Raw genomic sequence first — 17,952 nt, forward strand, 5'->3', positions numbered from 1 at the left:
CTTTTCTGCAAGCAGGCTTCACAGTAATGGGCATGACAGCGGGCCGATAATGAATAAAGATAGGCCGGGTATAGATAAAGGTTATGGGTTAAAACATGCGACTCAGACATATCGAGGTGTTCCAGGCGATTCGCCAGGCGGGGTCCATCAGCGGGGCGGCGCAACTGCTGCATATCAGCCAGCCAGCGGTGACCAAAACCCTGCAGCACGCCGAATCGCAGCTGGGCTTCGCTTTGTTTTTGCGGGTCAAGGGCAAGCTTCTGGTGACGCCCGAAGCGCTGGAGCTGGAGCGCGAAGTGAACAAGGTGACGGCCAGTGTCGACGGTGTGCGGCGGCTGGCCCAGAACCTGCGCCACCAACCGGGACAGACCTTGCGCATCGGGGCCACACCGGCGCTGGCGTTTTCGTTGTTGCCGACCTTGATAGGCGAATGGACCCGGCGCTACCCCGGCACCTCGTGCGAGCTGGCCAGCCTGCACAGCCAGGAGCTGGTGCAGAACCTGTTCATGCGTGAAATCGATATCGGCCTGACACTGCGCTACCCCGATCATCCGGGCCTGAATGTGCAGCCCCTGGCCCAGAGCTTCCTGGTGGCATTGGCGCCACGGGACTATTGGACGCCGCAGCAGCAAACATTGCCGTTGCCGGTCGAGGAACTCAGTGATGCTCCGCTGATTGGGTTGTCCCATGCCGATCCCCTGTTTGCCCAGTTGGGTCTGTACCTGAACACCATCGACCCGCCACCGCGGACGGCCATTCGCGTGCAGACCTACTCGTTGGCGAGCGCGCTGGTGGCGTCCGGTACGGGGCTGGCGGTCGTAGACCCGTTCACCGCCCTCAGCGCGCCGACCGAGCGCACGGCGATACGCACCCTGACGCCTTCATGGCCAGTGACGCTGTTCGCCATGACCCGGGCCAATGAACCGCACCCTCATATCCTCGACAGCCTGATCGCGCTGTTGGGTGAACAGGCCCGTCACCTTCTGGCGTCAATCCGCCAGTGAGGCGCGATCTTGCTGGTTGAGCAAGCGCTCCACCCGACGGGCATGGTGCAACAAGGCCTGATCATCGTTATTGCGGCCGGCCAGCATGAAACCAGTCGGCGCATGGCCGGGGCGGTGCATGGGGAGGGAAATCGAGCTTCCGTCGAACAGGTTGACCACCCCGGGATTGCGCAGCATCAGGCGATTGAACCGGGTATATGCCGGTTCATCTGCCAAGGCGCTGATGGCTGGCGCCACGATCGGGGTCGTGGGCATTGCCAGCAGGTCGAAGCCGGTCAGTGACTGGGCGATGTCGGCAATAAACTGGCGGCGCAGACGGTGCAGTTCCTGGTATTGCCCTGGTGTGATGTGGCGGCCCAAATCAATGCGCGATCGCACGCGTGGGTCGTATCGAGACAGCTCCAATCCTTGACGTTGGGCGTGCCAGTGCCAGGACTCATACGCGCTGAAGCTGCCATTGGCATGCAATGCCGGCACGCTATCCAGGGCGGCGAGCGCTCCTCGCTCGATGTGCACGCCGTTGGCCTGCAAGCGCATCAGCGCCCGTTCGAAGTCGTCCGCGACGGCTTGATCAGTGTCCAGTGAGGCCAGAGATTGCGGCACGAACAAACGCAGCGGACGCGTTTCATCGGTTGACCGCGGTTCGATCGTCCGGCCAGACATGATCGAATAAAGAATCTCGCAACAGTCGACACTCATCGCCAACGGGCCGACGCTGTCCAGGGTCGTGGACAACGGCAGGACGCCCTGCCTGCTGATATGCGCGGCGCTGGGCTTGTAGCCCACCACGCCACACAGCGCTGCAGGGATACGGCAGGAGCCGCCCGTGTCGGTACCGATCGCCGCCGCAGCCATGCGGTCGCTGACGGCGACCGCTGCCCCTGAAGATGAGCCCCCCGGGATCAGGCCGATCTCCCGCTTGAACGGGTTGGCCGCCGTGCCGTGATGAGGGTTGAGCCCCACCCCTGAATAAGCGAATTCGCTCATGTGGGTTTGCCCCAGCACAATGAACCCGGCGGCTTTCAAGCGAGTAATCAGCGGCGCATCGGCTTTGGCGGGTGGGGCGTCGTTCAACACCACCGAGCCTGCCCGTGTGGGGTGGCCGAGCAGGTCCATGTTGTCCTTCACGCAAATCGCAATGCCGGCATAGGGTGATGGGCACAGGCCCTGTCGGCGCAGTGCGTCCTGGTGACTGGCCTCGGCCAGCGCGGCCTCGGCCTGCACCCGTCGAAAGACCCTGGAACCTTCGCCCTGAGGGTTTGCGATACGCGCCAGGTATTGCTCCACGAGCGTTCGACTGGTTGTCTGGCCGTTGGCCAGTTGTTGCGCCAGGCTCTTCAGCGTCTGTCGCATGGATCAGCCCTCATGAGGTCCGAATCCATGATCGATGCCGGCGTGGAACGCGGCGTCCAGCGCACAGGCGATTTCCCCGATCAACACGGTGGTTTCAGGGATCAAGCGACCCATGGTGATAAAGCCATGGATCTGACCCGGGAAATGCCGCTCGATGACCCTTATACCCGCCTCACGCAAGCGCTCACCATAGGCGCGCCCCTCGTCTTCCAGTGGATCGCAGCCGCAAGTGACCAGGTAGGTCGGTGCCAGGCTACTCAAGTCTGCCGCCAGCAACGGTGATGCGCGCCAGTCCAGTCGATCCGCCTCGGTGCGTAGATACTGGGCTTGGGTCCAGGCCAACGTAGCAGCGGTGAGCGGAGGTTCCAGCGCCAATTGTTGCTGCGAGGCATGGTGGCCGTGAAAGTCGGTGGCGGGATAAATCAGCGCCTGCAGCGCCAGGGGTGGATGGTCGGCATCCCTGGCCATCAAAGCGACGACGGCCGCCAGGTTACCCCCGGCGCTGTCTCCGCCAACCGCCAGCCTGCTTGCATCAATGCCCAGGTGCGGGGCTTGTGCACGGACAAAATTCAAGGCCGCGAAGGCGTCGTCAGCCGCGGCGGGAAACTTGTGTTCCGGCGCCAGTCGGTAGTCCACGGCAATCACGATGCAGCGGGCCAGCAGGGCGAGCTGGCGGCAGACCACGTCATGGGTTTCCAGGTCACCGACGACCCATCCTCCCGAATGAAAGAACAGCAGCGCCGGCAGGGCGCTGCCGGCTTGTGCCTCTATGCCGCGATAGAGCCTGAGTGGGATGTCGCCCTCTGGCCCGGGTGCTACGAGATCCTCAACCGCGGCGATCTCCGGTGCTTGCGCAGCCAGCGCCAGGCGGCTGTTGCGAAACGCCGCTCGGGCCTGTTCCGCGCTTGGCTCGCCAGTGATAGCAGGTGCCTGGCGCATCAATGCCACCACCCGCGCTGCGCCAGGATCCAGCTGTCTGCGCGTAACGCTACTCATGTCCGCACCTGAGCGATAGCTTCGATTTCGACCCGTGCGTTGTCGGCTGCCAGGCCTGCGATCACCGTTGAACGAGTGGGTTTGTGCGCGCCGAATGCCTGGGCGTAGGCTTCGTTGAACGCTGCGAAGTCTTCGCTGCGGGTGATGAATACCGTGGTCTTGACGATGTCTTCGAGACCCAGGCCATGGGGTTCCAGAATGCCTTTCAGGCGTGCAATAACGGTCAAGGTTTGCGCGGTAATATCACCTTCGATCACACCTTGTTGATTAAATGCCAGTTGCCCGGACGTGAACACCAGATGAGGGGTTTGCAGAGTCGGGGAGAGGTGCGGGGTCGTCATGGGAGTGTCCTTGGGTCGGGAATTATTCGAAGTGCCAGGCAAAGCCATTGCCCAGACGTTGCACGCGGCCGGCCGAGGTGCCGGCGAAGTGCGAGCTGAAATACAAGGCGTCGTGGTCGGCGAGATAGTGCAGCAGCCACTGGCGTGAGCGATTCGCCGCGTCAGGCAGGTCACAGAAGCACGATGCCCAGAGCGGTTGTGCCACCTGTATGGGGTGGTGCATGACATCACCGCCGAACATGGCCGTTTCACCGCCCGAATGCAGGCTGATGGACATGTGGCCGACGCTGTGGCCCTGGGTCGGGTGGAAGTGAAAATCATCGAGAAACGGCCCGCCGTCGACGCCGATCATCACCGCCTGACCGGCGTTGACGACCGGTAGCACGCTGTCGACGAAGGCGGCATAACCGATGCTTTGGCGACCGGCGTCGCTGAGAAAGTGTTCGTACTCCGCTTGCGGAAACACATATTTGGCATTGGGGAAGGTCGGCACCCACTGGCCGTCGACCAGTCGGGTGTTCCAGCCGATATGGTCGATATGCAGGTGCGTCAGTAATACGAAATCGACCTCTTCGGGCGCTACACCTGCGGCCGCCAGGCGCTCCAGCCAGGGCTCGTCGAGCTGGTGAAATATAGGCAGTTCCGGACGCGACTTGGCGTTGCCCACTCCGGTGTCGACCAGCACCGTATACTGCGGCGTCTTGATCACCCAGGTATGCACGCTGATGATGAGCTTCTGGCCTGCGGCATCGAGATTGTCGGGCACCAACCAGGGCCGGTGTGTTTCTACGGTCTCGTTGTTCCAGAGTGGAAGGAGGGCATTGGGCGAGAAGTCGTCGAACAGTTTTTCGGAAACCCGTGTGATGCTCGTCGTTCCCAGTGTGTAGTAGCGGTCAGTCATGTTAGAGTCTCGATGATACTGGTCGGTATCATATTGATACCGATCGGTATCATCGTCAAGAGGAACCTATGCCAACAGATCTTCCCAAGTTGCCGCCACGCGAGCGAATCCTGGCCGCCGCGGATGAGCTTTTTTATCGCGACGGTATCCGCGGTGTCGGTGTTGAAGCCATTGCTGCGCATGCAGGCACCACCAAAATGGGCATTTATCGACACTTTGCGAACAAGGATGCGTTGGTCGCGGAGTGGCTACGGCTTGAGTCGCAGGCCTACTCGGATGTGCTGGACCGCCTCAAGGCGCAGTACCCAGAGGACCCCAAGGCGCAATTGCTGGGGTGGGCGCAGTTCATTGCCAGCCGATTGGCGGTCGAGGCAGACCGCGGTTGCTGTTTCGCCAATTCGGTGGCTGAGCTGCCGGACCGGGCTCACCCGGCCTGGTCGGTGATCGAGGCGCATTCCCGTGACCTGAGCGAGCGCTTGATTGACCTGTGTACGCAGGCCGGGCTGGCTGAGCCCGAGAACGTCGCCAACGAAATCATCTTTGTTCTCGATGGTGCTCAGCTGGCGGCCCAGAGCCGCGGTGATGCGCAAAAAGTCGGTGAGCGCCTGGTAAGTATCGTCAGGCGCCTGGTGCAATAGGTGTTCCTTCTATAGCGATATCGAGTAGCTCAGGATCAAGCGGTTCTGATCCACGCCGCTGACGACTTCGCTGCGATAGGCGGCGTTCTTCCAGGTCACGCCCAACCCCTTCAACGGCCCGCTCTGGGTGACATAGCTCAGGGCGAAGTCGCGCTCCCACTCACTCAGCTCGCCATTGGCGGACTGCACATCGGTTCCTTTCAAATATGCCAGGCTTGCCGTCAGCCCTGGCACGCCAATACTGACGAAGTCATAGTCATACTGCGCCAGCCAGGTCCGTTCGCCGGCGCGGCTGAAGTTGGCCAGTTGGCGGTCGGTGATCAGGTAGGTCAGTGCACCGCTGGAGCCTGGGTGTACGTCGCCCTGGTTGATGAACGGGAAGTTACTGTTGCCCTCGACCGCCTGGTAACCCAGGCCCAGTGAATGCCCGCCGAGGCTGTAGGTGAAAAGCGCGCTCCAGGTCCGGTTGTCCACTTCACCGCGCGTCAGCGCCGCGCCTGCAGAGTTTTCTCCGTAATAACCGGCGGCCAGGTAACCCTCGTCACGGCCTTGGGCACTGGCATTCTTGCCATCGGCATCGCTGTACCAGTAACGCAAATCGGACTTGAGACTGCCTGAGCCCAGAATCAACTTGTGAGTCAGGCCCAGGAAGTGCTGCTGGTAGAAGTCTTCGAGGTTGCCAAAGTAATACTGGGCCAGCAGGTCTTTGCTCAATTGATAGTCAAGACCTGCGAAGTTGAAGGCTTGAGTGTCCGCATTTTTCTGCGCGCCGCCCATGCTCAGTGCGGTCTTGTCGCTGGACGCCCGGCCTTTGGCGCGGTTCAACTGGCCCGCGGTCAGCGACAGGTTGTCGAACTCTTTCGAGGTGACCTGAGCGCCCTCGAAGGTTTGAGGCAGTAACCGGCCATCGTTGTACATCACCACGGGCAGCCGTGGCTGCAAGGTGCCCAGCCGCGCCTCGGTCTTCGAAACACGCAGCTTGGCGGTCAGGCCAAGACTGCTGAACTGGTCCACGGCGGCGTTATCGCTGTCCACCGGAAACATATTGCCCTGGCCTGCGCGGGCACTCGGGTTGCGAGTCACGCTGCTGGCATTGTCGCCGGCCCGTCCACCGCCATCCAGGCGCACACCCAGCAACGCGAGGGCATCGATACCAAACCCGACGGTACCGGTCGTGAATCCGGACTGCAGGTTCAGGTTAAAGCCCTGGCCCCATTCTTCCTGGCGCGGGGCTGAACCACTGCCGCGGTTGTCGCTGTTGTAGTAGAGGTTGCGCAGGGACAGTCTGGCCTGGGCGTCTTCGACAAAACCTTCGGCATGTGCCTGGGCTACTGCCCCGAGGCTCAACGCGATGGCGCAACTGGTCAGGGGCCGTGGGGGTATGTTCATGGTTGGATGCTCCCGTATTGTTATTGGCTCGGCCACGGTCCAACCGCCGGGCGCATGCCGGCGGTCAACCGTGACTGGATTCAAGGGCAGTCAAAAAGGCTTCAAGTGCAGGGCTGTCGTTAGGTGAGGCTCAAGCCTTCAGATCGCCAGGGCGGCGATGACCTGAATCTCGACCCGGTAGGCCGGGTTGGGAAAGCTGGCTTGCACACAGGCTCGGGCCGGTGGCTCGAAACCTTCCACCCAGGTGTCCCAGACGCAGTTCATGGCGGCAAAATCCTCTACGTCCGCCAGCCAGATCTGTACTGACAACAGCTGTTGCCGAGCCGAGCCGACAGCCTCGAGCAATGCATCGATCTTGCCGAGAATGTCGCGAGTCTGGGCTTCGATGCCTTCCTTGAGTTGTGAGGTTTGCCCCGAGAGATAGACAGTGTTCTGGTGCACCACGGCTTGGGTCAGGCGCGCGCCGATGCCCACTCGTTGAATGTTCATGCTTGGGATTTCCGTTTGTTGCGACAGTGAAAGGAACGTCAGGCCTGGGCCCGGCGGGCGGCCACGAAGTAGAGCAGGGTGCTGAGTAGGGCGGCCGTCACACCGACACCGCTGAGGGCGATCCCCAGGCTGTTTTCGACACCGGGCATGGACTGCGTGAGATAGCCCACGGCGAAGGGGCCGATGCCTCCACCGACGATATTGGTCAGGAACACCAACAGTGCGATGGACCGGCCGCGCATTCGATTGGGGATGGCGACCTGCACCGGGATCGGCGCCAGCGCCATGACGATACTTGCCGAGAAGGCGCAGAGTGCGTAGGCGGCAATGTTCCAGCCAAACGTGGGGAGCAAGGGGGCGAACAGCGCCAGGGGGATCAGCGCGCAGGAGGCGAGGGCAGACGTCTTGAGGGCTTTGGGCACCGTTTGCTGGTCACTCATCCGGCTGCCCAGATAACGCGCGAACATCACACCGCAAATCCCGCCGAGCATGTACAAGGGCCCTGCGAGTTTGCCCACTTGACTGGCTTCCATCGCATACTTGCGAATCAGCAGGGTGGCGAACCAGGCCGTGTGGGAATAGAACAGCGTGATCAGGCTCATGTAGGCCAGGAAATACGGCGTACAAAAGCGATTGCGCACAAACAGCTCCTTGAGTACGGCCTTCATCGGCGGCGCCTGTTCGGCCACCTCGCCGCTCGCCAGGGCCATGGATTCGGTACGCGCCGGCTCGCGCACGCTGAACGCCACCAGGAACGCCAGCGGCAGGCCCGCAAGGCCCACGGTCAGAAAGATGAACTGCCAGGGATGCAAGGCGATGCCCAGCACATCCACAAGACCCTCGGTATGGGACAGCCAGCCCAACAGCAAGCCACCGCCTGCCAAGGCCACGCCGCTGCCGATATAGGGGCCGAGCATGAAGATGCTGGTGGGGCGCGAGACTTTGCGCGGCGAGTACAGGTCGGCGAAAATCGACAGCACCGCCGGGCTCAAGCCCGCTTCGGCAATCGCGGTACCGGCGCGCCAGAACAGCAGTTCGCTGAAACTGTCTGCGGTCGCGCACAGGGCCGTGCACAGGGCCCAGATGGCCACGCAAACGGCGATCAGTCGAACTCGATGTGTGCGATCAACCAGTCGGGCCACCACGACACCGGCGGTGGCGTAGCACAACGTGAAGGCGAAGCCCTGCAACAGGCCGATCTGGGTATCGCTCAAGGCCAGCGTGGCTTTGATCGGCTGCACCAGGATGCTGACGATCTGCCGGTCGATATAGGAAAACACGAAACACAGGAAGAACAGGCCGACGGTGTAGCCATTGCGCAGGGCGCTGGCTGAACGTGCGTTGTCGACGTCGAGCGTTTGGGTAATGGACATGGTCATGCTCCAGGCTCAAGGACAGTCGGCAGGCTCAGTGCCATTGCGACGGGGCGGCGAGGACGGCAATGCAATCGCCGTGTTCGACCTTGGCGAAAGTGCGTGTGCACACCACCTGGCCCGCCTTGGTGAAGTGCAACTGCAGCGGTGCTTCCCAGGGTGCGTGAGGGTCGAACAGGCGCCCGGCCAATTGACCGCTCTGCACCTGCTCGCCCAGTTTAAAGCAAGGCTCGAACACCCCGGCGCGGGTGGCGAACAGGTAATGCTCAGGGCCTTCGACCTTGATCAGGCGTGTGGGCGAAGGCGCTGGCGCAGGTTCATCGATTACGCCGAGACTGCGCAGTACCCGCTGCAAGCCGTCCTCGACAATTCGCAGCCCCTCGGGATCGCAACTGCCGCCACCGCCGAATTCACCGCACAAAAACAGCTTGCCCTGGCGCTCGGCGGCTGCACCGTAAGTCCGGTCTTCGCCCAGCAGGTTCATGATCATTATGGTGGGCGCGGCAAACGCGTTCACCAGGCGCAGGTATTGATCATGCTGGGCGGGATCTTGCGGCAAGGCCGCGAGCAGTGTCGGGTAATGCTGGAACGACGCGCCCCCTGCGTGCAAGTCGAGGATCACATCGGCGCGGGGGAAGAGTTCGGTATCGACGTAGTGGGCGATCATTTCCGTGATGCTGCCATTGCGCTGGCCGGGAAACATCCGGTTCAGGTTGCCATTGTCGATGGGCGAGGTGCGCGAGGCGTTGAGAAAGGCCGGAAAATTCAGCCCCGGCACCACGATCAGTCGACCCTGGATCTGCATCGTCGGCAAGCGCTGCAGCAGTTTCATCAGGGCTACCGGCCCTTCGTATTCATCGCCATGGTTGCCACCGGTCAACAGCACCGTGGGGCCGGTGCCCTGCTTGAGTACGGCAATGGGAATAAGGATGCGGCCATAGGCTGAGCGGTCATGGGAGTAAGGGACTTTCAGGCTGCCGGTTTGAAAGCCCTCCTGCTCGAAGTCGATATCGGTGCTGATCAGTGATCGAGGAATGTTCATGAGTGGGCTCACCTGCTTTTTATTCTGGGCGGTTTGGGCGCTGTCGGCGCGCCTTCGGGACCATCATTGCGCAAGTGTCGATGTAGCGATAATGCCGATGGCTTGCACGACCGATGCTTTTGAGGCATCGCTCTGCAGGTCAGTCGATGGCTAGGGTTGCTTGATCATCTGCTGCAATTTTTCCAGGAAGTGCTGCAGCAGCGGGTTCTGATTGCTGGCCTGCCACGCAAACGACAAGGGCATCGAGATGGAAAAATTCTTCAACCGGATAAACCGCACCAGAGCAGGCGGCCGACCGGCGTTAGCCGAATTGACGATAGCTGCGCCCACGCCGGAAGACACCAACGCCAGGATCGCCGATTCGGTCTGTTCCTGCTGAACGATGCGCAGGCTTACGCCCGCCTGGTGGCAGGCACTGAGCAGGCAATCGTGGTAAGCGGGGTAGACGTGACGGGGAAAGGTCACGAAGGGCAGGTGTGCGACCTGTTTGAGCTCGAGGATGTCACCAGGAAGTTGCCAACTGCTGGGGACCGCCAGCATCACATCGTGATTGACCAGCGTCAGTACCTGGCAAGGTGTCATCAGTGGGGCAAAGGCATAGATAAAGCCGCCGTCCAGCGTGCCCTGTTCGATGGCTTGCAACTGCAGCGGGCTATTGATCGGCATCAGCTCGATGCTGGCTTCGGGCAGTTCGTCCTGGAACGCGCGCAAGGCGCTTGGCATGAAACCATCCCAGCCAGCATTTTCGACAAAACCCAGGCGCAAATGCCCCAGCCTGCCGCCCGCCACGCGCTTGGCGCTCAGCACGGCGTTGTCCAGGTCGTCGAGGATTTTTTGCACCGAGGCGTGAAAGTACTCACCCGCCTTGGTCAGTTTCAACCCCTTGGGCAAGCGTTCGAAAAGGCTGAAACCCAGCTCTTGCTCAAGGTCCAGCAGCTGTCTGGAAATGGCGGGCTGAGTGATGAAGATGCGATCGGCTGCCAGGCGAATGCTCTTGTATTCGGCAGCTGCCATGAAGTAACGCAGGTGGCGCAGTTCCATAACGGCTCTCACAGACACGGACGTTCGAGCCTGCGACTTTGCACGTGGATCGAGATGGCGTCGAGTGGCCCGCGGCAGGTTCAAGCAGCAAAGAGGGAAATTTGCGGGTAGCAACGTGACCGTTACACCATCCATTCCACGCATTTCCCCCTCCGTTCGGTCTCACGCAGATCGCATTGCAAAGCGGTCAAACCGTGCTGCTCGGTGAAAGCAGGACAATGCCGAACTCACCGTTTCGTCTGGTTGGTGTTTCAGGCCGCAGCTCTCACACCTGCGCCTTTGCCCTCTACCGGAATGTCATGCAGGGAAATCCGTGATGTCTCAGGCAATGCCAGTCCGCCCGCCAGCGCCAGCAAGGCAATCGCGATCAGGTAGAACGCCGGCGACAGGTTGCTGCCGGTGGTGCTGATCAGCCACGTGGCCACCAACGGCGCGGTGCCGCCGAAAATCGTGTAGGCCATGTTGTAGGTGATTGCCGAGGCGGTGTAGCGAGTGCGGGTCGGGAAGGTTTCCGAAAGCAGGGCTGCGGTGACCACGCCACACAACACCGCGCCGACCGCCAGCAGCATCACGCCGGCGACGGATGCTGCGAATGAGCCGGAGCTGGCCATCAGGAACGCCGGGTACACGGCCACGATCAGCAGCGCGCACGCGGTCATCACCGTCATTCGCCGCCCGACCCGGTCCGAATACAGCCCGGCCAGCGGGCAGATCGCTGCGGCGAACAGCAAGGCGATCAGTGACACCAGCAAGGCTGTTGCGCGACTCAGGCCACCCGCGACCTGCAGGTAGGTCGCGAAGTAGGTGGTGAACATGTAGAACGACAGCGCTGTGAGCGACACGAAGGCGCCCAGGCAACAGATGGCCGCGCCATGGTTGCGCAAGGTTTCCTTGAGTGGGGAGTGGGCGACGGCGTGTTCCTCGGTCACCGCCTGGAAGGCCGGTGTCTCATCGAGCTTCCAGCGCAGGTACAAACCCACCAGGCCCAGCGGCGCGGCAATCAGGAACGGCAGGCGCCAGCCCCAGCTGCCCATCGCTTCGGCGGATAAAGACGCCTCGAGTGCGTAGGCCACCACGGCTGCCGCGGCGAAGGCGGAGAACGTCGATACCGGGATGAAGCTGCCGTACCAGGCGCGTTTATCGCTCGGTGCATGTTCCATCAGGTAGGCACAGGCACCGGCGTATTCACCGCCGGCGGAGAAGCCCTGGGCGCAACGGATCAGCGACAGAAGAATCGGCGCCGTGACCCCGATCGCGGCATAAGTGGGCAGCAGGCCGATCAAGGTCGTCGCACCGGCCATCAGCAGAATCGTCATCGCCAGGGTGCGCTTGCGGCCGATCCGGTCGCCCAGCATGCCGAAGAAAATCCCGCCGAGGGGTCGAAACGCAAACGCCACGGCAAACACCGCAAAGGTCTTGAGCAGCGCGGCGCTGGCATCGCCGCTGGGGAAAAACTGCTGGGCGATGGTCGTGGCCAGGAAGCCGTAGACGGCGAAATCGAACCACTCGACGAAATTGCCGATGCCGGCCGCCACGATCACTCTTCTCAGGGTGTTCGGGCTGACTTGTTCCGTAGTTGTGCTCGTCATGCTTGACCTCGACAGTTCGTCAGTAAGCTAACGATTATCGAGGCAGGCGCTGCAGCGGTTGGCTTCAAAAGTGTCATCCACGTAGTCAGGACCGACTTCGCCGACATCAAGTGTGCGAAAGGTTGAAATCACTGTTTTGGCTTTAATGGATCCATTAATAGTCAAGAATCAGCAAAAAGCTTGACGCATGTCAGGATTATCCGCTCAAATGGATCCATAAAAACAAGCCTGTCCGGAGAATCCCTATGTATCCGAAAAACACCTGGTATGTCGCCTGCACCCCTGAAGAGATCGCTTCCAAGCCCCTGGGGCGGCAGATATGCGGTGAGAAAATCGTTTTCTATCGTGGGCAGGAAGGGCGGGTGGCCGCCGTCGAGGATTTTTGCCCACACCGCGGCGCCCCCCTTTCGCTGGGGTATGTCGAGAACGGCAACCTGGTCTGTGGCTACCACGGGCTGGTCATGGGCTGTGATGGTAAGACCGTCGAAATGCCGGGGCAGCGCGTACGGGGTTTTCCGTGCAACAAGACTTACGCCGTTGAAGAGCGATACGGTTTCATCTGGGTCTGGCCGGGTGAGCAGGACAAGGCTGACCCTGCGCTGATCCATCATCTGGAATGGGCGGTCAGCGATGAATGGGCCTACGGCGGCGGGCTGTTCCACATCAATTGCGACTATCGACTGATGATCGATAACCTGATGGACCTCACCCACGAAACCTACGTGCACGCCTCGAGCATCGGCCAGAAAGAGATCGATGAAGTGGCGCCGGTCACCACCGTCGAGGGTGACGAGGTGGTTACCGCCCGGCACATGGAAAACATCATGGCGCCGCCGTTCTGGCGCATGGCCCTGCGGGGCAACAACCTGGCCGACGATGTGCCGGTGGACCGCTGGCAGATCTGCCGCTTCAGTCCACCCAGCCACGTGTTGATCGAGGTGGGCGTGGCTCACGCCGGTAAAGGCGGTTACGACGCCGAGCCGCAACACAAGGCCGCGAGCATCGTGGTCGATTTCATTACCCCGGAAACCGAGACGTCGATCTGGTACTTCTGGGGCATGGCGCGCAATTTCAATCCGCACGACGAAGAACTGACCGCGACCATCCGCGAGGGCCAGGGCAAGATCTTCAGCGAAGACCTCGACATGCTCGAACAGCAGCAGAAGAACCTGCTGGCCAATCCCGAGCGCAACCTGCTCAAGCTCAATATCGATGCCGGTGGCGTGCAGTCCCGTCGCGTGCTGGAGCGAATCATCGCCCGCGAGCGCGCGCCGGCAGTCGAGCTGATTGCCACGGCCAACTAGCTCGAGCGCTACGCCAGTCCACTCCCATTGATCCTGTTCACGGCCACTGCGGTGGCCGGACTTGAAGGTGCGCCATGATTGAAGTCGTCGTGACATCCCGCAACAACGAAGCCCTGGATATCTGCAGCTACGAGTTGGCCTGTGCACAAGGCGGGCAATTGCCTGGTTTCAGTGCCGGGGCCCATATCGACGTGCACTTGCCCGGCGGGCTGATCCGCCAGTACTCGCTGTGCAATCACCCGCAAGAGCGCCATCGCTACCTGATCGGCGTGCTCAAGGACACCGCCTCGCGCGGCGGTTCCCAGAGCCTGCACGAGCAGATCAACAGCGGTGACCGCCTGTTCATCAGCGAGCCTCGCAACCTGTTCCCGCTGGTGGCCGAGGGGCAGCGCAGCCTGTTATTCGCCGGTGGCATCGGCATCACCCCGATCCTGTGCATGGCCGAGCAACTGGCCCACAGCGGCGCCGATTTCGAGCTGCATTACTGTGCGCGCTCCAGCGAACGTGCGGCGTTTGTCGAGCGACTCAAAGGCGCCTCCTTTGCCGATCGCGTGCACCTGCATTTCGACGAAGAGGCCGATTCGCGCCTGGATGCCGCCAAGGTCCTGGCCAATCCGCGGCCTGACCTGCACCTGTATGTCTGCGGGCCTTCAGGGTTCATGCAGCATGTGCTCGACAGCGCCAAGGCCCAGGGCTGGAGCGACGAGCAGTTGCACCGTGAATACTTCGCCGCGGCGCCGGTGGATACCAGTGCCGATGGGGCGTTCCAGGTCAAGCTGGCCAACAGCGGGCAGGTGTTCGACATTCCGGCCGACAAGACGGTGGTCCAGGTGCTGGAAAGTCACGGTGTCGAGATTGCGCTTTCCTGTGAGCAGGGCATCTGCGGCACCTGCCTGACGCGTGTGCTGGATGGGGTGCCGGAGCACCGTGACCTGTTCCTCACTGAAGAAGAGCAAGCAGCCAATGATCAGTTCACGCCTTGCTGTTCGAGGTCCAAGTCCAAGCTGTTGGTGCTGGACCTCTGATCCCGCCGATCACTCGCCGCGGGCGATCACTTTCATCCGGTCGCTGTTGCTGATCGCCCCGAAGACCTCGGCGTAACGCAGTGTCGCATTGGCGTGTTCGCGCATGATGGCTTCTGCGCGTGCGCCCTGGCGGCTGACCAGCGCGTCGAACACCGAGTGGTGTTGCATGTGGGCGAAGTTGAAGCGCCGGTATTCGCGCGCCAGGTCCTGGCGATCGATCGCCAGCGCCGACACAGAAGCGAAGGGGCGATGGTCGTTGCGCGCCAGGGCTTCGGCAATCGCCGGGTTGGCGCTGCTGTCGACGATCACCTGGTGAAAGCGCATGTTGAGGTCATGGAACGCCTCGAGGTCTTCTTCCGTCACGTAGCCCTTGTCGAACAGCGCATCGCCTTGCACCAGGCATTCGCGCAGCGCCGCCTGTGCTTCTTCACTCAAGCCGCGTTCGGCGCTCTGTCGCGCCGCCAGACCTTCCAGTACCCCACGCACCTCCACGGCGCCGGCGATATCGTCGGCACTCACCGAACGCACCTGATAACCCCGGCCACCATGGCGCACCAGCAAGCCTTCCTGTTCCAGGGTCAGGAACGCCATGCGCACCGGCATGCGCGAGACGCCGAAGCGTTCCGCCGTCGGGATCTCCATCAGCCGTTCGCCGGCCGCCAGCTCGCCTGAGGCAATCATTTTGCGCAGTGCGACCAGCACCATTTGACCCGGTTTGCTCATGCAGGCGACTTCCAGAAGTTGGTTCGCCATAGTAACGCAAGGAGGGGAGAGATACAGGGGCGACGAGCGCCCCTGGCGGGAGGATCAGAGGGAGAGGGGGTAACTGACGATGACGCGGGTCTGATCGAAGTCGCTGTTGAAGCTGCGCCGGTTGGTGGCGTTGTTGACCCGCACGCTGAGGTTTTTCAGCGGGCCGCTTTGCAGGGTGTAGCTGACCTCGGTGTCGCGCTCCCATTCCTTGCCATTGCTGCCGGCCTTGGTGGTGGCGTTGTCGCCGTGACCGTAGCGGGTCATCAGCAGCAGGCCGGGGAGGCCGACGGCGACGAAGTTGTAATCATAACGCGCTTGCCAGGAACGCTCGTCGGCGTTGCTGAAGTTGCCGTTGAACATGTCGTTGCCCAAGGTGCGCCCGCTGCTGCCATACACGGACATCCAGCCGGTATCGCCGCTGACCTTCTGCAGCCCCAGGTACAGGGTATGGCCACCCAGGTTGGCCGAGAACAGCCCGTAGGCGGTATGGCTTTGCACATTGCCGATCAGGGCGCTGCCGTCATCCTTGTCGATGAAGTAGCCCAGGTTCGCACCGAGGGTCCAGTCACCGACTTTCTGTTTATGCAGCAGGTTCAGATAGCTTTGCTGATAGATGTCTTCGAGCTGCGAATACCAGGCGCCGATCTGGGTCTGTTGTTCGTTGAAGCGGTATTCGGCGCCCGCATAGTTGAAGGCGTCCGACATGACGGTGGGCGCAGCCCAGGCCGAGAGGTCTTGCATGTTCGAGGAGTTGCGCAGGCTCACCGAGGTGTATTGACCGCCCTGCAGGCTCAGGCCGGGAAGCTCCCGGGACACCAGCATGGCGCCCTGGAAGGTCTGCGGCAGCAGGCGTCCGTCGTCGTAGCGCAGCAGGGGAATGTCCGGCATGAGCTCGCCAAGCATCAGCTCGGTGTCGGAAATACGCATTTTTGCCGCCAGGCCCGCGCGCCCGTAGTCGTCGGCGGCGCGACCATCGTCGTGCACCGGCAGCAGCTCCGAACCACTGCGTTGCGGGCCGCTGTCGAGCTTGACGCCCAGCATCGCGATACCGTCGAGGCCAAAGCCGACAACCCCCGGGGTATAACCGGAACTGAACTTGAGGATCGCGCCCTGGGCCCATTCTTCGATCTTGCTCTTGTTGGCGCCGGGATCGTTAAAGTCGCGATTGAAATAGTAGTTTCGCAGCGTCAGGCTGGTCTTGGAATCTTCGAAAAAACCGCTGCTTTCAGCGTGCGCCGAAGGCATCAGGGCAAGCGCTATTGCACCGCCGAGCAGGGCCCGGGGAGGGAGAGGGAAGCAAGTCATTATTGTTGTTTTCCTGGAGGATGGAGTCAGTAGCGAGGGCAGGGCCTCGCTACTGCTTTGTAATGGTCAGGCCTGGCTGGGTTGGGCGGCCGGTTGCGCCGGTGCCTTGGGCCGCAGTTGCAGCAACACGGCAGCGGCAATCACGAAGACCACGGCAAACACCCCATACAGGTGCAGTGGCTGCCAACCGCTGTCCAGGAGCAGGCCGGCGACGGTGGGCGACAGGATCGCGCCGATGCGCCCGATACCGATGCCCCAACCGACCCCCGTGGTGCGCACGGAAGCGTCGTAGACAATCGGCGACAGCGCGTACAAGCCCGCCACGCAACCGTTGGCGAACAGTCCGATCAGCAGGCCCAGGCCCAGTGCCATGGATACCGATGAAGCGGAGCCGACAAACAGCACCAGCAGGCCCGCGGTAATCAGCATGAACAGCGACAGCACCCGGGTCAGCCGCCAGCGCGAGGCCAGGCCGCCGATCAACGCGGCGCCGAAGATACCGCCGACGCTCAGCAGCACGCCGCCGCTGATGCCTTGCTGTGCCGACAGCCCTGCCGAGACCAGCAGCTTCGGCGTCCAGCTCATCACGAAGTAGAAGCCGAACATCACCAGGAAGAACAACAGCCAGATCAATAGGGTGGTGCGCCGTGAATCCGGCGAGAGCAACTGCGCCAGGCGGCCACGGCCTGAAGTCGGTGCCGAGAGGGCCACGGGCAGTTCGCGCAATGCGGGCTGGCCGAGGCGGGCGGCCAGGCGATTGATGCGGACCAGGGCATTTGCGGGGCGACGGGCGATCAGGAAGTCCAGGGATTCAGGCAAATACAGCAGCACCAAAGGAATCACCGCCAGGGTCACGGCGCCCCCGAAGATGAACACCGAACGCCAGCCAAAGTGCGTCAGCAACCACACCGACAACAGCCCGCCCAGGGTGGCACCCAAGGCATAACCGGTGGATTGCAGGCTCACCGCCAGCCCGCGCCAGCGCTTGTTGGCATATTCGCTGGCAATCACGTTGCTGCTGGCCAGGATTCCGCCGATCCCCAGCCCGGTCAACCCGCGCAGCAGCGCCAGTTGCAGCGGCGTCTGGCTGAGGGCCGACAACAGCATGCCGGCACCGGAAAGCAGCAGGCAAAACAGGATCAATGGCCGACGTCCATAACGATCCGCCCACGGCGCAATGAACAGCGAGCCTGCCGCCATGCCGAACAATCCGGCACTCAGCAGCAAACCGATCTGCGCGCCATTCAAGCCCCATTCGGCAGACACCGAGGAAGCCGTGAAGGCCATCACCAGCACGTCGAAGCCATCGATCATGTTCAGGACAATGCAGATGCCCACGGCCAGCCACTGGAAGCGCGCCATCGGGCGCTCATCTACCACGCTCTTCAAGTCGACACTCATGGCTGCCC

17 protein-coding genes are annotated in these 17,952 nt (G+C 62.0%); 4 read left to right on the top strand and 13 right to left on the bottom strand.

The features are described from left to right. Window positions 1-95 precede the first annotated feature (95 nt). Complete coding sequence (locus tag NPS56_RS20920) at window positions 96-1,004, top strand: LysR family transcriptional regulator (RefSeq protein WP_274076378.1); 909 nt, start codon at window positions 96-98, stop codon at window positions 1,002-1,004. Here NPS56_RS20920 and NPS56_RS20925 read toward each other — a convergent pair. From NPS56_RS20925 to NPS56_RS20940, 4 genes are read right to left on the bottom strand one after another with little or no spacing between them, the layout of a single operon-like run. Beyond that, a complete protein-coding gene (locus NPS56_RS20925) occupies window positions 990-2,357 on the bottom strand; it encodes an amidase (RefSeq protein WP_274076379.1) in 1,368 nt (455 codons plus the stop codon). The genes NPS56_RS20920 and NPS56_RS20925 overlap by 15 nt on opposite strands. A 3-nt stretch (window positions 2,358-2,360) precedes the next feature. After that, window positions 2,361-3,353: an alpha/beta hydrolase gene (locus NPS56_RS20930; protein ID WP_274076380.1), complete on the bottom strand. Its 993-nt coding sequence runs from the start codon at window positions 3,351-3,353 to the stop codon at window positions 2,361-2,363. After that, a complete protein-coding gene (locus NPS56_RS20935) occupies window positions 3,350-3,694 on the bottom strand; it encodes a RidA family protein (protein WP_274076381.1) in 345 nt (114 codons plus the stop codon). The genes NPS56_RS20930 and NPS56_RS20935 overlap by 4 nt, the downstream gene beginning before the upstream one ends. Window positions 3,695-3,716: 22 nt before the next feature. Beyond that, the gene (locus NPS56_RS20940) at window positions 3,717-4,595 is read right to left on the bottom strand and encodes an MBL fold metallo-hydrolase (RefSeq protein ID WP_274076382.1); all 879 of its coding nucleotides are present in this window, start codon (window positions 4,593-4,595) and stop codon (window positions 3,717-3,719) included. Between the two features lie 68 nt (window positions 4,596-4,663). On the opposite strand from NPS56_RS20940, the gene NPS56_RS20945 reads away from it, so the two are divergent. Beyond that, window positions 4,664-5,233 carry a TetR/AcrR family transcriptional regulator gene (locus NPS56_RS20945; RefSeq protein ID WP_274076383.1) on the top strand — a complete coding sequence of 190 codons (570 nt, stop codon included), beginning with the start codon at window positions 4,664-4,666 and terminating at the stop codon, window positions 5,231-5,233. A gap of 9 nt (window positions 5,234-5,242) precedes the next feature. Here NPS56_RS20945 and NPS56_RS20950 read toward each other — a convergent pair whose 3' ends face one another. From NPS56_RS20950 to NPS56_RS20975, 6 genes are all read right to left on the bottom strand, one after another. Next, window positions 5,243-6,622, bottom strand: a complete 1,380-nt coding sequence (locus tag NPS56_RS20950) for an OprD family porin (protein ID WP_274076384.1) — start codon at window positions 6,620-6,622, stop codon at window positions 5,243-5,245. A gap of 138 nt (window positions 6,623-6,760) precedes the next feature. Beyond that, window positions 6,761-7,111 (bottom strand): RidA family protein, encoded by a 351-nt coding sequence (locus NPS56_RS20955; protein WP_274076385.1) that lies wholly within the window; start codon window positions 7,109-7,111, stop codon window positions 6,761-6,763. A 38-nt stretch (window positions 7,112-7,149) separates the two neighbouring features. Next, a complete protein-coding gene (locus NPS56_RS20960; RefSeq protein ID WP_274076386.1) occupies window positions 7,150-8,484 on the bottom strand; it encodes an MFS transporter in 1,335 nt (444 codons plus the stop codon). 34 nt (window positions 8,485-8,518) lie between these two features. Further along, complete coding sequence (locus NPS56_RS20965; RefSeq protein ID WP_274076387.1) at window positions 8,519-9,526, bottom strand: succinylglutamate desuccinylase/aspartoacylase family protein; 1,008 nt, start codon at window positions 9,524-9,526, stop codon at window positions 8,519-8,521. 150 nt (window positions 9,527-9,676) lie between these two features. Further along, window positions 9,677-10,567, bottom strand: a complete 891-nt coding sequence (locus tag NPS56_RS20970; protein WP_274076388.1) for a LysR family transcriptional regulator — start codon at window positions 10,565-10,567, stop codon at window positions 9,677-9,679. 251 nt (window positions 10,568-10,818) lie between these two features. Next, on the bottom strand, window positions 10,819-12,156 hold the full coding sequence (locus tag NPS56_RS20975) for an MFS transporter (protein ID WP_274076389.1): 1,338 nt from the start codon (window positions 12,154-12,156) through the stop codon (window positions 10,819-10,821). 245 nt (window positions 12,157-12,401) lie between these two features. Between NPS56_RS20975 and NPS56_RS20980 the strand changes: the two genes are divergently transcribed. Next, entirely contained in the window at window positions 12,402-13,460 is a 1,059-nt protein-coding gene (locus tag NPS56_RS20980) for an aromatic ring-hydroxylating oxygenase subunit alpha (protein ID WP_274076390.1), read from the top strand. A 74-nt stretch (window positions 13,461-13,534) separates the two neighbouring features. After that, window positions 13,535-14,485, top strand: a complete 951-nt coding sequence (locus tag NPS56_RS20985; protein ID WP_274076391.1) for a PDR/VanB family oxidoreductase — start codon at window positions 13,535-13,537, stop codon at window positions 14,483-14,485. 9 nt (window positions 14,486-14,494) lie between these two features. Here NPS56_RS20985 and NPS56_RS20990 read toward each other — a convergent pair whose 3' ends face one another. From NPS56_RS20990 to NPS56_RS21000, 3 genes are all read right to left on the bottom strand, one after another. After that, window positions 14,495-15,208, bottom strand: a complete 714-nt coding sequence (locus NPS56_RS20990; protein ID WP_274076467.1) for a GntR family transcriptional regulator — start codon at window positions 15,206-15,208, stop codon at window positions 14,495-14,497. An 84-nt stretch (window positions 15,209-15,292) separates the two neighbouring features. Next, complete coding sequence (locus NPS56_RS20995; RefSeq protein WP_274076468.1) at window positions 15,293-16,483, bottom strand: OprD family porin; 1,191 nt, start codon at window positions 16,481-16,483, stop codon at window positions 15,293-15,295. Between the two features lie 126 nt (window positions 16,484-16,609). Beyond that, entirely contained in the window at window positions 16,610-17,944 is a 1,335-nt protein-coding gene (locus NPS56_RS21000; protein WP_274076392.1) for an MFS transporter, read from the bottom strand. Window positions 17,945-17,952: the final 8 nt, after the last annotated feature.

The organism is Pseudomonas putida, from assembly GCF_028682635.1.
GTDB classification, from domain to species: domain Bacteria; phylum Pseudomonadota; class Gammaproteobacteria; order Pseudomonadales; family Pseudomonadaceae; genus Aquipseudomonas; species Aquipseudomonas putida_AE.

Excerpts from the sequence above, each read along its gene's own strand:
- NPS56_RS20945 (WP_274076383.1), top strand. The coding sequence starts at position 4,664 with ATGCCAACAGATCTTCCCAAGTTGCCGCCACGCGAGCGAATCCTGGCC.
- NPS56_RS20970 (WP_274076388.1), bottom strand. The coding sequence starts at position 10,567 with ATGGAACTGCGCCACCTGCGTTACTTCATGGCAGCTGCCGAATACAAG.
- NPS56_RS20940 (WP_274076382.1), bottom strand. The coding sequence starts at position 4,595 with ATGACTGACCGCTACTACACACTGGGAACGACGAGCATCACACGGGTT.
- NPS56_RS20965 (WP_274076387.1), bottom strand. The coding sequence starts at position 9,526 with ATGAACATTCCTCGATCACTGATCAGCACCGATATCGACTTCGAGCAG.
- NPS56_RS20985 (WP_274076391.1), top strand. The coding sequence starts at position 13,535 with ATGATTGAAGTCGTCGTGACATCCCGCAACAACGAAGCCCTGGATATC.
- NPS56_RS20955 (WP_274076385.1), bottom strand. The coding sequence starts at position 7,111 with ATGAACATTCAACGAGTGGGCATCGGCGCGCGCCTGACCCAAGCCGTG.
- NPS56_RS20960 (WP_274076386.1), bottom strand. The coding sequence starts at position 8,484 with ATGTCCATTACCCAAACGCTCGACGTCGACAACGCACGTTCAGCCAGC.
- NPS56_RS20935 (WP_274076381.1), bottom strand. The coding sequence starts at position 3,694 with ATGACGACCCCGCACCTCTCCCCGACTCTGCAAACCCCTCATCTGGTG.
- NPS56_RS20950 (WP_274076384.1), bottom strand. The coding sequence starts at position 6,622 with ATGAACATACCCCCACGGCCCCTGACCAGTTGCGCCATCGCGTTGAGC.
- NPS56_RS20975 (WP_274076389.1), bottom strand. The coding sequence starts at position 12,156 with ATGACGAGCACAACTACGGAACAAGTCAGCCCGAACACCCTGAGAAGA.
- NPS56_RS20930 (WP_274076380.1), bottom strand. The coding sequence starts at position 3,353 with ATGAGTAGCGTTACGCGCAGACAGCTGGATCCTGGCGCAGCGCGGGTG.
- NPS56_RS21000 (WP_274076392.1), bottom strand. The coding sequence starts at position 17,944 with ATGAGTGTCGACTTGAAGAGCGTGGTAGATGAGCGCCCGATGGCGCGC.
- NPS56_RS20995 (WP_274076468.1), bottom strand. The coding sequence starts at position 16,483 with ATGCCTTCGGCGCACGCTGAAAGCAGCGGTTTTTTCGAAGATTCCAAG.
- NPS56_RS20925 (WP_274076379.1), bottom strand. The coding sequence starts at position 2,357 with ATGCGACAGACGCTGAAGAGCCTGGCGCAACAACTGGCCAACGGCCAG.
- NPS56_RS20980 (WP_274076390.1), top strand. The coding sequence starts at position 12,402 with ATGTATCCGAAAAACACCTGGTATGTCGCCTGCACCCCTGAAGAGATC.
- NPS56_RS20990 (WP_274076467.1), bottom strand. The coding sequence starts at position 15,208 with ATGAGCAAACCGGGTCAAATGGTGCTGGTCGCACTGCGCAAAATGATT.
- NPS56_RS20920 (WP_274076378.1), top strand. The coding sequence starts at position 96 with ATGCGACTCAGACATATCGAGGTGTTCCAGGCGATTCGCCAGGCGGGG.